General features: G+C 35.9%; 10 protein-coding genes. 3 read left to right on the forward strand and 7 right to left on the reverse strand.

What is annotated here, in order from left to right:
* Positions 1–244: 244 nt before the first annotated feature.
* A complete protein-coding gene (locus H6F32_RS08045) occupies positions 245–1,126 on the reverse strand; it encodes an ROK family protein (protein ID WP_190368812.1) in 882 nt (293 codons plus the stop codon).
* Between the two features lie 180 nt (positions 1,127–1,306).
* Here H6F32_RS08045 and H6F32_RS08050 point away from each other — a divergent pair, with 180 nt between their 5' ends.
* A complete protein-coding gene (locus H6F32_RS08050) occupies positions 1,307–2,206 on the forward strand; it encodes a rhodanese-related sulfurtransferase (RefSeq protein ID WP_190368813.1) in 900 nt (299 codons plus the stop codon).
* Positions 2,207–2,298: 92 nt separating this feature from the next.
* Here the strand turns inward: H6F32_RS08050 and H6F32_RS08055 are convergent, their stop codons facing one another.
* The 6 genes from H6F32_RS08055 to rpsB all read right to left on the reverse strand — a co-directional run bounded on the left by H6F32_RS08055 (position 2,299) and on the right by rpsB (position 10,273).
* On the reverse strand, positions 2,299–3,273 hold the full coding sequence (locus tag H6F32_RS08055) for a Bpu10I family restriction endonuclease (RefSeq protein WP_190368814.1): 975 nt from the start codon (positions 3,271–3,273) through the stop codon (positions 2,299–2,301).
* Positions 3,246–4,484: a DNA cytosine methyltransferase gene (locus tag H6F32_RS08060; RefSeq protein WP_190368815.1), complete on the reverse strand. Its 1,239-nt coding sequence runs from the start codon at positions 4,482–4,484 to the stop codon at positions 3,246–3,248. The genes H6F32_RS08055 and H6F32_RS08060 overlap by 28 nt, the downstream gene beginning before the upstream one ends.
* 224 nt (positions 4,485–4,708) lie before the next feature.
* Complete coding sequence (recG, locus tag H6F32_RS08065; RefSeq protein ID WP_190368816.1) at positions 4,709–7,174, reverse strand: ATP-dependent DNA helicase RecG; 2,466 nt, start codon at positions 7,172–7,174, stop codon at positions 4,709–4,711.
* Between the two features lie 65 nt (positions 7,175–7,239).
* Positions 7,240–8,049 carry a hypothetical protein gene (locus H6F32_RS08070; protein ID WP_190368817.1) on the reverse strand — a complete coding sequence of 270 codons (810 nt, stop codon included), beginning with the start codon at positions 8,047–8,049 and terminating at the stop codon, positions 7,240–7,242.
* Positions 8,050–8,406: 357 nt separating this feature from the next.
* Entirely contained in the window at positions 8,407–9,336 is a 930-nt protein-coding gene (gene tsf, locus H6F32_RS08075; protein WP_190368818.1) for a translation elongation factor Ts, read from the reverse strand.
* A gap of 154 nt (positions 9,337–9,490) precedes the next feature.
* Positions 9,491–10,273, reverse strand: a complete 783-nt coding sequence (gene rpsB / locus H6F32_RS08080) for a 30S ribosomal protein S2 (RefSeq protein ID WP_190368819.1) — start codon at positions 10,271–10,273, stop codon at positions 9,491–9,493.
* A gap of 164 nt (positions 10,274–10,437) precedes the next feature.
* On the opposite strand from rpsB, the gene H6F32_RS08085 reads away from it, so the two are divergent.
* Both H6F32_RS08085 and H6F32_RS08090 read left to right on the forward strand, forming a co-directional pair.
* The gene (locus H6F32_RS08085; protein WP_190368820.1) at positions 10,438–11,226 is read left to right on the forward strand and encodes a Nif3-like dinuclear metal center hexameric protein; all 789 of its coding nucleotides are present in this window, start codon (positions 10,438–10,440) and stop codon (positions 11,224–11,226) included.
* Positions 11,227–11,832: 606 nt separating this feature from the next.
* The gene (locus H6F32_RS08090) at positions 11,833–13,374 is read left to right on the forward strand and encodes a hydantoinase B/oxoprolinase family protein (RefSeq protein WP_190368821.1); all 1,542 of its coding nucleotides are present in this window, start codon (positions 11,833–11,835) and stop codon (positions 13,372–13,374) included.
* The last annotated feature ends 147 nt before the right edge of the window (positions 13,375–13,521 follow it).

Here is a 13,521-nt window from a genome sequence, read left to right on the forward strand (position 1 = left end):
CTAAATCAGTCAAAAGAGAAAATACCAGTGGAAATAGTGTTTAGTAGTTTATATGCTCTTGCTAAAGCAGTGAGTAGTAACCCTGATGTGGTTAGTTATCTTGTAGAATGAGCAGAATTATTTAGTCTAGTCAAAGCTACAAGAAAACAACATCGAGATATACAACAAATTAGCCAACAACTTTAGCAGTAATCTTGATTTAACACCCATGATATGAGCATTGCTAAACCCCTACTTACCACTGCTATACAATTTGCCAAGCTAACTTAGCAGCACCTACCATACCAGCATTATTACCCAATTCAGCCAGTAAAATTTGTAAACCTTCCCGTGAACTTGGTAATACTCTTTTTTCGATTTCCGCTTTTACAGATGGAAGAAAATAGGAAAAATTGGCACTGACACCTCCACCAATAATAATGGCTTGAGGTGTAAGAACATAGATTAAACTGGTTAAACCGATACCTAATTCTGTACCATATTCTTGCCAAAATCTCAAGGCTTGAACATCACCTTTTTTAGCTAATGTGCCTAATTCTATTGGTTCTTTACCTGTGCGACGACGGATAGCAGATATAGAAAGATATTGTTCTAAAGATCCTTGATTACCACTGTTACAAACTGGACCATCAGGACGTAAAGTGATTAAACCTAGTTCACCAGCAGTACAATTATGTCCTACAAATAATTTACCATTGAGAATAATTGCACCGCCTACACCAGTTCCCAAAGTTAGTAATATCATATTGGGGAAGTTACGTCCAGCACCTAACCATGCTTCTCCTAAACCAGCACAATTAGCATCATTAGCTAAGATAGTAGGTTTTCCCGTTTTAGCTTCTAACCAAGCGGCTAAGGGTACATTATGCCATCCTGTAAGATTAATGGCAACTTTAGCTATTTTTCCTGTAGCATCAGCAGGTCCAGGTGTACCTATGCCAATGGCAATACTTTCATTTTCTGGATCTATTTGATTAATCGCATCCACCATAGTAGATAATACTGCTTCTGGAGTTGCGGGTTGAGGAGTATGGATGGTTAAAGATTTAACACAAGTACCATTTGCTGTGTATGTTCCCAGTTTGATAGATGTTCCGCCTAAATCAATACCGATGACTTGTTGCACAATTTTAGCTTATTCAATAATAGATGATTGAAGATCATATCTTAGGCGTGCGGAATTTTCAGGTTTGATCTGTAAAACAAATATTTGTAGTGAAATACAAAACTTCTTCATGGTATGCTATGATTGGGAAAATCTTAATTTATGTATTTTTTAGCACTAGTTAGCAAAAAAGTATCATATATGTACACGGAAAATTTTGTCGTTGTTGCTACACTCTATAAATTCGTTAATTTACCAGATTTTAGAGAATTGCGATCGCCTTTATTATCTTTTTGTCAGGAACGGGGGATTAAAGGTACGATTTTATTGGCACAGGAAGGTATTAACGGTACTGTTGCTGGTAGTTGTGAATCTATAAATGCCGTTTTAGATTTTTTACGTTTTGATTCACGTTTTACAGGTTTAGATCATAAAGAGTCTTATACAAACAAATTACCTTTTGCTAGAATGAAGGTAAAATTAAAGAAAGAGATTGTGACTTTAGGTATACCAGAGATTAATCCTAACGAGAAAGTGGGTATTTATGTCAAACCTAAACAATGGAATGAGATAATTTCGGATCCTGATGTGACGGTTATTGATACACGGAATGATTATGAAGTAAATATTGGCAGTTTTAAAGGTGCAGAAAACCCAAAAACGCAATCATTTAGAGATTTTCCTGAATATGTGCAGAAAAACTTAGATCCCAAAAAACACAAGAAAGTGGCCATGTTTTGTACTGGGGGTATTCGTTGTGAAAAAGCCTCTGCTTATATGATTAATCAGGGCTTTGAGGAAGTGTATCATCTTGAGGGGGGCATTCTCAAATATTTAGAGGAAATTCCTACGGAAGAAAGTTTATGGGAAGGGGAATGTTTTGTGTTTGATGAACGGGTAGCGGTGGTTCATGGTTTGGAATTGGGACATTATGAGTTATGTTTTGGTTGTGGCCATCCTATTGATGATATGGAAAAAAGTTCTCCTCGTTATGAGGAAGGTATTTGTTGTTCTCACTGTTTTGATAATTTGACGGAGGAGAAAAGGTTACGTCAGCAGGAAAAATGGAAGCAGTATAAGTTGCTGTGCGATTCGTTGTGAGTGACCAATCAAGGTTTTAATCTCCACTGCTATATTAATGTGACAATATAGTCACTAAAAATTATAGCTCTTTTGGGATCAATCTAGTACAATCATTCTTCAATTAACCAACCACGCTGTATTCCATACTCAATTCCACCAGTCCAGTCCATTGTTAAATGCTTCCGTACCTTATCAAATAAATGTTGTACTACAGTTGGATTAATTGGATTTTTAACATAAGTTTCTTCATACCTAAATTCTCGATCCGTATTTTTCTGCTGACGTAATACGTAAATTTGATCAACTTTGTACTTCCGAAGATTGACATCACTTGTTAACTTGATCCATTCCATTAATACAATGTATAAACTATTTGGATTTCTGGCTTTTAAATCCTCTGCTGCTCTTGATGAACCTTCCAACATAGTTTTATCAAGATAAGTTTTACATTCAATGACAATAACTGGAATATCAAAAATATGAGTTTCTGTGTTACCTGTAACTGTAACATCTGAATAGTTATCTGGTTCTTCTTTAATAATTGTCAACATTTCACCTGAATTTTCTTCTTCTGGTGGTATAACTGCTTCAAATGATGCTTCAATAGTTGCACCAATCACAAAATCATGGTCTTTCTTTTCAATACGTGCATAGGGACGTTTTAACATTTCTGCATATTTGGGAGGAACAAAGAAAATATCTTTAAAAGTATGGGATTTTCCAATGAGCGCGTTTTCTCCAAAATCTTTTGCTAAATCTCGAAATAAATAATAGAGAAATTCCTCCAATACAGTAGAGTGAAGATTGGAGCGAGAGTCGAACTTTTCAGCATAATGTTGTTGATCTAAAAAATCCTTATATGCTGATAAAAGTTGTACTCTTTGAGAAATAATTGTATTATCATTTTCATTAGGTGTTGATGTTGGTCCCACTAATTCAATATTAGCTGAATGCCATTTATCATATTCAATTCTAATTTGTTGGAGAAATTTTCTGCTTTCAGCATCTCTATATTTTTTGCGGTGATTTTCTTTTTGTTCTAGATTTGAACCATGAACTAAAGGGTTTCTATCAGTTGTGGACATAGCTCTAATTTTTCTTGAAGATGAATTGCAATTGCTTTAGCTAGAATGGGTGGTACAGCATTACCTATCTGATTGTACTGGCAAAGAAACTTTTCATTTAATCTATTTTCCCTTTGTAATAACTTGTGAGATACAACTGTTTTTTTTCCTAAAAAACGATAAGTATCAGGGAAAGATTGGACACGCGCACCCTCACGAGCGGTTAAATTACGATGCTGGAAAGGATGAATAAAACTTGCATAAAAGGATGCTGCTATCGTATGTGCTGGCCTGTATGGATGTAACCGTCTATTATTTTGATCGTAAGTTTTATTAGATAAGTCACCATTTCCACTACGACGTTTAGCACCATATTCTGTAGCAACATCTGAACTGGATTCACCCCATTTTATCTGTTTAAAACGTTCTACTAATCGCTGAGAATGTTCCATTGCTACATGATTATAAAGAATTTTACTACCTTGTCTGATCCAATGCTGATATTGATTTTGAGATTCTGATATATAAAGTTGTTCTTCTTTACCTTCTCTTGCATTAAGTGGAGGTAAGTCTGATATTGCATCCCATAAGCTGATAGCAGGAAGTAAATTTATTTGCTCAAGGGATAATTGCAATATATTGTTTTTTAATAAGTCTAGAGAATGAGTTTTTTGAGGAATACCTAATTTTTTACCTAGTTTGTTTCCAACAATAAAAACACGCTCTCTAACCTGTGGTACACCATATTCAGCAGAATTAAGTAACCATACTTCTACAAAATATCCAAGTTCTTCAAAAGTTTTTTTAATAATATCTATGACCTTTAAACCTTCGCTATTTTTGCGTGAGAGTAAACCTTTCACGTTCTCCATCACAAATGCTTTAGGTTGAAGAAAACGTATCCACTGAGAAAAGTTAATGAATAAAGTATTTCTAGGATCATTTGGGTCTTTTCGTGCTGGACCTGCAACACTAAAACCTTGACATGGAGGTCCACCAATAATAATATCCGGTTTTGAGATACAGATTTCTTGAATACTGCTTAAAGTATTGAAATTACCAATATCACTTTGAATTACTGTCATTTCAGGGTGATTATAACGCAGCGTATCACAAGCCCAAGGATCAATTTCCACAGATAGAGAAATATTAAAACCTGCCATTGCAAAACCTAAACTAAAGCCACCAGCTCCAGCAAATAAATCAATAGCAATAGGTTTGTCTAGTTTCATAAATGTTTGATGTATTTAACATTGAAATTATATAGCAATTATGGAAAAAGTGCGATCGCTCTTTTTTGGTTAACGCTGAATGTAGTGCGATCAGTAAACTATAATAAACATAATCACAAACAAACATATAACATAAAATGCAGCTTAATATCTTATAAATTAGCATTTCTAAAACCTAGTTTCTTTGTAAAAATTGGGATTATAATTTATTTTACAGTTTATAATTAAGTCAAAATCGCCCCACCCATTAACTTATCATAACGATACTTTAACTCATCCTTCATCAACGGCCAGCGATCCAAACTCATATCAATTTCTATCACCTTTTCTGCTGCGGTTCGTGCCAATAATAACACCTCCTCATCATCTACCAAACTGGCTAAAGTAAAATCAGCCACCCCCGACTGTTTAGTTCCTAAAACTTCCCCAGGACCCCTAAATCTCATGTCCATTTCTGATATGAAAAACCCATCTTGAGACTGTTCTAAAACCCTCAATCTTTGCTGTGCTTCTGGACTCCTAGAACTACTCATTAATAAACAATAAGACTGCGCTGCACCTCTTCCTACTCTTCCCCTTAATTGATGCAATTGTGATAACCCAAATCTCTCCGCGTGTTCAATTAACATCACCGACGCATTAGGAACATCTACCCCCACTTCTACCACCGTTGTTGATACTAATATCTGGGTTTCATTATCCCTAAATTTATTAATTGCTGTTTCTTTTTCTGCTGAAGTCATTTTTCCATGTAATAACCCAATTTGAAATTCAGGAAATACCGTTTCTTGTAATTTTTGATATTCTTCCACCGCCGAACGCAAATCTAATTTTTCCGACTCTTCTACTAACGGTAAAATTACATATACTTGTCTACCTTGGACAATTTCTCTCCTTATTAAATTATATGCTTGGGGTCTTTGTTGTCCTGTTAATAATGTGGTTTGTATTTTCTGTCTTCCTGGTGGTAATTCATCAATTTGACTTACATCTAAATCTCCATGTACTGTTAACGCTAATGTACGGGGAATAGGTGTAGCTGTCATGGTTAAAACGTGCGGCTGTTCCCCTTTTTGTTGCAATTTAGCCCTTTGTTCTACTCCAAAACGATGCTGTTCATCTATTACTACTAACCCTAATTTACTAAATTTTACCGTATCTTGAATTAAGGCATGAGTTCCCACTAATAAAGGTAATTCTCCCGTTTCTAATTGACTATGAATTTCTCGTCTTTTCCCTACTTTTGTTGAACCAGTTAATAATTCCACTGGTAAATGTAACAGGTTAAACCAACTTACTAATTTACGATAATGTTGTTCTGCTAATACTTCCGTAGGTGCCATTAATGCTGCTTGATAACCAGATTGAATGGCTGCTAAAATCGCCATTACTGCTACAATTGTCTTCCCTGAACCCACATCTCCTTGCACTAAACGGTTCATGGGTGCAGATTTTTGTAAATCATTAAAAATCTCATTTACTACCCTTTGTTGGGCGTTTGTTAAGCGAAATGGAATGATGTGATCAAACTTTTCTAATAATTGTCCCTGGGGTACAAGTACCGCACTATTAGCATTAGCTTTAGCTTGTTTTTGCCGTTGTAATAAACCTACTTGTAAATAGAAAAATTCATCAAATACTAATCTTCTCCTAGCAATTTTTAAAGTGTCGCTATCTTTAGGAAAATGAATGTTAGGAATTGCTTCTTTTAATTCCATTAATTCATATTTTTCCCTTAAACCTTTAGGTAAAGGATCTGGTAAATTATGCACCGCAGGTAATACCGAAACTACTGCTTGTCTGACGGCATTTGCTACCACACCTTCGGTTAAACCATAAATAGGAACTACTCTACCAATAGTAAAAGAATCTATAGGATCTCCAGGATCGGCTAATACTTCTAATTCGGGATTATCTAATGTTAAACCATATTTACTACCTTTAACTAAACCACAAGCAGCTATGGTACAACCCACTGGATAACGTTTTTTTAAACCTTCTTGCCATCCTCTACTACTATATCTTGCACCAGCAAAAAAACGATTAATTTTAATTTGTCCTGTGTGATCTTTTAATACTAATTCTAATATTGATAGTTTATTATTTCTCGGACTTGTGAAAAAGTTAAACCGTTTCACTTCTCCTATTATTGTCACGGTTTCTCCACCTTCTAATTCTTTAATATTTACTTGTCTAGCATAATCTATATGATCTCGTGGATAATAAAATAATAAATCTCTGACGGTTATTAATCCTAACCGTCCTAAATTTTCTGCTCTTTTAATACCAATTTCCGGTAATTCAATGAGTCTTTGGTCTATTTTTGGAGCTAATTTTTGCCTAATTTCACTAACAATGGGAGTGGGTATATTTTTAGGTTTATTTTCATATTTCTTGGGTTCTTTTTCTCCTTCTATTTCTTGTTGAAGTTGTAATAAATAGTTTTTAGTTTCTGCTATTAAATATTCTCTAGCTTGGGGTTTTAAATTAGGATAATTAGCAAATTTCATGCCCATTTGATGCCACTTTAATCTTTCTTTTGCTGTTAACCCGGAGGGAAATTTACCAAAGGTTAAACAGAGAAATTCACTAAAGCGGTATTCATTACCCTGTAAATCTACAAAGCCTCTTTCAGCTTCCACTGTTAAGGCTTTATGCAATCTCATCCAATCGGGAATATCATTGTTCATTGGTTATTACTGATAACTAATTAATTCTTGTTATAGCAATAAATAGGCAAAAAATCAATTATTAATTAATCTTCATGCCAACTAGAACGCCAAGCGGCTTCCGCCATGGCAATTTTTAATTCTCGTTGCATTTTTTGATAGCTTCTACCTAATTGATGTAATTGTGAAACAATATTACGAATTTCTTTTCTTTGAGATGACAGCATATTATCGGCAAATTCTATTTCTCCTAATCTTAAATGAATGGCAATAATTTGTGTAAGATTAGATTCTTCTTCTTGATCATCTTCATCTTCTTTATTACTAACTTGTATCACTAAGTTGACAATGTTAGGGGGACTTGGCATCATATCATTAGATGATTCTGATGCGGCTAATGTAGCAGCTGCTAATACTGGTTCTGGTAATTTTTTCGGTAAAACCCCACTTTTTTGCAGCAAAATATTGGTTTCTTGAGAAAGTTTTTTTAGGGTTTCTTGAATACCTTTTTCTACCTGTCTTTCACCTTTAATAATATTTAAAGGATTAGAAAAATCTAATAAATGAGCAGGTTTTTCGGTTTTTTCATCTATGATATCTGTTTGTTTTATTTCTGGTGGTTCTATATATTTCATTAGGTTTTCACTAGCTTTTTGTCCTAATTTACGAATACTTTGTTGTAAGTTTTCCCGTTGGTTTAAGGATAGGTTTAGAAATTCTTCTGCATATCCTTGAGTACATATATAATAACTTCCTAAAATTAATTGTTTTTGTAATACTTGCCCTAAGTTGCCCAGATAACTAGTATAAGCAGTGGTTAGTTTTTCTGCGATCGCTAACCCTTCTTCTTTTAAACTATTAATATCTTTTTCTATTCGTTCAATTGCTCTAACCATAGTTCTAATTATAGGAAATTCCTGATTGGTAACTCATAATTATTTTATCATCACCTCTTCACTGTCACCTATCATCTATAGGACTTACGCAACTGGCATCTTGCTAGGGTGCGTCAGACAGCAAACCCTATGTAAATAACCACATTGTTGATATCTGACACACCCTACAACTGTCACCTATAAAAAAATACAGGCCAGCAAATATCGCTAAACCTGTAATCAAAAGTAGTTATTAGTCAAAAGTCTATGGGTATTATACATCTTTATCTGGGAATTGAAAATAAAAATCCTCAGAAGTTTTTAGGAAACTTTTCCTAAAATTTGACAATTATCCATTCCTGACTTTGCGTGTTTGAGCTATTTAATACCCATTTGAGCAGCGACTTCATCAGCAAAGCTAATTTCTTGCTTTTCAATACCTTCACCTAACACATAGCGTACAAAGCTAGTAACTTGTACTGTTCCACCAGCTTTAGCTTGCACCTGTTTAACTAAGTCTTCCACAGAAATGCCTTGATCACGGATATATGGTTGATCTAATAACGCCATTTCTTTGAGACGCTTTTCAATTCTACCTTGAACAATTTTTTCTTTGATGTTCTCTGGTTTATTGCCTAAGTCATCTTTAGCCATTTCAATGGACTTTTCTTTGGCCACTACTTCGGCTGGAATATCATTAACTGTGACATATTCCACGTTAGGACAAGCTGCTATTTGCATTGCTGCATTTCTAGCCAACCCTTTTACATCCTCATTAACAGAAGTAGCTACCACTTGTACTAATACACCAACACGGCCACCAGTGTGAATGTAGCTATCTACTACACCTGCTTGATCACCAAGACAGAACTTAACCAGACGACGCACCTGAATGTTTTCACCCAAAGTAGCGATAGTTTCTTTAATAAATTCCTCTACAGTGACACTGTTATTATCAATGTAGGGTTGAGCCAATAAGGCCTCAACACTATCAGCACCAGCAGATTGTTTGGCTAAATTTGTTACCAAAACTTTGAAAGCCTCATTACGGGCAACAAAGTCGGTTTGACAGTTAACTTCTATGAGTACACCGACCTTATTATCAGGCTGAATGTAGGTTTCTACAAGACCTTCAGCCGCAATGCGATCGCTCTTTTTCCCTGCTGAGGCAATACCTTTTTTACGTAACCAGTCTATGGCCTCGTCAATATTGCCTTCTGTTTCCTTGAGTGCTTTTTTACAGTCCATCATGCCAGCGCCGGTTTTTTGGCGTAGCTCCTGGACGAGTTTTGCAGATATTTCCGCCATGTTGCCTTAATTCCTACGTTGACAGATACAAAAAAAGATATCAAATAAAGTGTTGGGTGCAGGGAGAAAATTCTTCATTCTGGCTCCCTGTAGAGGTTTAGCACTGCTAAACCCCTACTTACTCTTGAACTCTTGAACTCCTGACTCCTATAAATTATTCGTCGTCGTCGCTTTGTTCAAATTCGCTTTCGTCGTATTCGTATTCTTCTTCAGCGCCTTCGTAATCTTCGTAATCTTCTTCAACCTCTGCTAGTTGACCATGACGGCCTTCATAAATAGCATCTGCTAATTTACCAACTATCAGTTTAATGGATCTGATTGCGTCATCGTTGGCGGGAATGGGAATATCTACCACATCGGGATCACAATTTGTATCCAACATGGAAACAATGGGAATACCCAATTTTTCGCATTCTTGTACAGCGTTGTACTCACGACGTTGATCTACAATAATCACTACATCGGGTACACGACGCATATTTTTAATACCGCCCAGGTATTTTTGCAGCTTGGACATTTCCCGACGCAACATGGATGCTTCCTTCTTAGGTAATAGATCCAATGCTCCACTTTCTTCGCGTCTTTCTAAGTCTTTAAGACGTTCTGCTCTGGTTTTGATAGTTGCCCAGTTGGTTAACATTCCCCCTAACCAACGTTGGTTGATGTAGTGAGAACCACAACGGGCTGCTTCTTGGGCAATAATACCAGCCGCTTGACGTTTTGTACCTACAAATAAAAACTTTTTGCCTTGTTCTGCTTGCGATCGCATATAGGCATAAGCCTCATCCATTAACTGTGCTGTTTGCACTAAGTCAATAATATGTACACCATTACGCGCTGTGTAAATGTAAGGTGACATTTTGGGGTTCCAACGTCGGGTTTGATGCCCAAAGTGAACTCCAGACTCCATCATTTGCGCCAATGAAACTACTGGCATATTTTTTACTCCTATTCGGGTTAAACCTCCATCCAGGAGCATTTCTCATAGAGAAACACCCGAATCCCCGGATGTGCGGAATTTAGACAACTATGCTAGGTTAACACACAATATGGTAAATGGGATCAAAAATAGCTACTAATCTGGAAAAATCAGGACTGTCTATGAAAGTTACTAATTTAATCACTTGGTTTGAAGCATGGGCTGATCCAAATTGGTGTGAAAAGTGGGATAATTGTGGTTGGCAGGTTGAACCAGGAGTTTTAAATTTAGAAGCGCGAGTTTTGGTCTGTTTAACTCCCACATTGGCGGTAATGCAAGAGGCGATCGCTCTTCATGCTAATATAATCTTTGCTCATCATCCATTAATCTTTAACCCACCTAAGTCCTTTCGCAACGGTGATACATTAACAGAGATTATCCGATTAGCTTTCTCTCATAATATTGGTATATATACCGCTCACACAAATTTTGACCAAGCATCGGATGGAACAGCAGATGTATTAGCGCAAATCCTCCAATTACAAGAAGTATCTCCCCTCGTAGCCACTCAAAATGGACTAGGTTATGGGCGTGTAGGAAATTTGATTAATACCATGACTTTAAAAGAGTTACTGAAAAATATTCAAACTCAATTAAATCCACCAAAATTGATTTTTTCCCCCAGCGCTAACCTACAGGAACAAATTTCACGAGTTGCAGTCTTAGGTGGATCCGGTGCAGGATATATTTCCGCAGTAGTCAAAAGTAAAGCGCAAGCCTATTTAACTGCTGACTGTAAATTTCATCAATTTCAAGAAAGCCGTGATAATGGATTAATATTAATTGATGCCGGACATTATGCTACTGAACGTCCTGCGTGCGATCGCTTAGTGCAAAAATTTCAGAAATTGAACCTAGATTGGGTACAATTAAGTAAAGCAGATGAAGACTTTCGACAGTTTTTCATCTAGTCTTGGCAATTACAGCAGTTTCAGTTATTATGAGGTACAGATATTAATGATAAAACCGTTGTAACACAGCCATCTTGCTATGTTCCTAAGCTAATGTGCAGCACTCACTGTATAATTAAAAAACCTAAAGTTATAGTAGCACAAGCATCTTGCTTGTATTAATTATTCAAGTTAAAGGCACAACAGCTTAGTGTACCTCCTGTAGATGGAATGTGCTGTAAGTAAAAAGTTTGTGGAGTAGGACTTATGCAAGCGTCACGGTAAAAAATCTGTTGTAGAGTGCGTTAGAGATCAACAATTTGGTTATTTACATAATTTATACTGTTTGATACTGTTTGATACTGTCTGACATACCCTACCAACGTGCCAGTTGCATAAGTTCTGTGGAGGAAGATTCAGATCCCCTACTTCTTAAATAAGTCAGGGATATTAAGCTAATGTGCAGCACTCACTGTATAATTAAAAAACCTGAAGTTACAGTAGCACAAGCATCTTGCTTGTATTAATTATTCAAGTTAAAGGCACAACAGCTTATTTCTGCATCAAAAATTTTATAATCAACAAATAGCTACTTGATATCATAATTGAAACAATGTAGATCAAAAAATGTACACCACATCAAAACCAGATCCAGTTCGGTTAGAAATATTCAAAAACCTCTATCAGTTCATCGCGGAACAAATGGGAATTATTCTGCAAAATACAGCAGCATCAGTTAATATCAAAGAAAGACTAGATTTTTCCTGTGCTATTTTTGATAGTTCTGGTTTATTAGTGGCTAATGCTCCCCATATTCCTGTACATTTAGGATCAATGAGCGAAAGTGTTCGCAGTTTAATTAATGATCAAGGTAAGAATATTAAACCCGGAAATGTCTATTTATCAAACAACCCCTATAACGGTGGAACACATTTACCAGATGTCACAGCTATTACTCCTATTTTTGATATAGACAACCAACAAATTATCTTCTATGTTGCATCTCGTGGCCACCAAGCAGATATAGGAGGTATTACCCCTGGTTCTATGCCTCCTCATAGTACCACAATCATCGAAGAAGGGATTATTTTTGATAATTTTCTCCTAGTAAACCAGGGAGAATTTCAAGAAACAGCAGTGAGAAAACATTTATTAGATCATCCCTATCCTAGCAGAAATCCTCAGGAAAATATTGCTGATTTTAAAGCCCAAATTGCTGCTAATGAACGGGGAGTTAAAGAATTAAGAAATATGGTGCAGCAATATGGACTACAAACAGTACAAACCTATATGCAATTTGTCCAAGATAATGCCCAAGAATCTGTAAGAAAAGCCATTGATGTGTTGCAGAATGGTACATTTACTTATGAAATGGATCATGGTGCAAAAATTAAAGTTGAGGTAAAAATTGATCGCAAAAATCGCAGTGCAAAAATTGATTTTACTGGAACATCTCCACAACTGAATAATAATTTTAATGCACCAAAAGCTGTGACTCAAGCAGCAGTTTTATATGTCTTTAGAACATTAGTTAATGATCATATTCCTCTCAATGCTGGTTGTCTCAAACCGTTAGAAATTATTATTCCTCAAGGTTGTATGTTAAACCCAGTTTATCCAGCAGCAGTAGTAGCAGGAAATGTGGAAACTTCTCAAACTATTGTGGATGCTTTGTATGGTGCATTAGGTATTATGTCTGCCTCTCAAGGAACGATGAACAATTTCACCTTTGGAAATGCAAAATATCAATATTATGAGACAATTTGTGGAGGTTCTGGTGCGGGAATAAATTTTCATGGTACTGATGGAGTGCATACACACATGACTAATTCCCGTTTAACTGATCCTGAAGTTTTGGAAACTCGTTTTCCTGTACAAGTGGAAAGTTTTAGTTTACGTGCTGATAGTGGTGGTAAAGGTAAATTCAGGGGAGGAAATGGTGTAATTCGTAGGATTAAATTTTTAGAACCTATGACTGCAAATATTCTTTCTAGTCATCGGATAATTCCTCCTTTTGGTTTAAATAATGGCTCACCAGGAAAGGTAGGAAAAAATTGGGTACAACGGGAAAATGGTACTCAGGAAAATTTAGGCAGTACGGCAACTGTGGAAATGCAGCCTGGGGATGTTTTTGTGATTGAAACTCCTGGAGGTGGAGGTTTTGGTTGATTTTTGATGCCATTTTTCCTCAGTATTCAACTATCAATAACCTTTCAGGTAAATAGCTAAAAGCTGATAATTCAATTCTTCCCTATTTTAATTATCTCAATTATCTCATACAAAAATAGATAAGCTGTTGTGCTTTTAATTGAGATA

Origin of the sequence: Anabaena sp. FACHB-1237, from assembly GCF_014696225.1 — a bacterium.
Lineage (GTDB): Bacteria > Cyanobacteriota > Cyanobacteriia > Cyanobacteriales > Nostocaceae > FACHB-1237.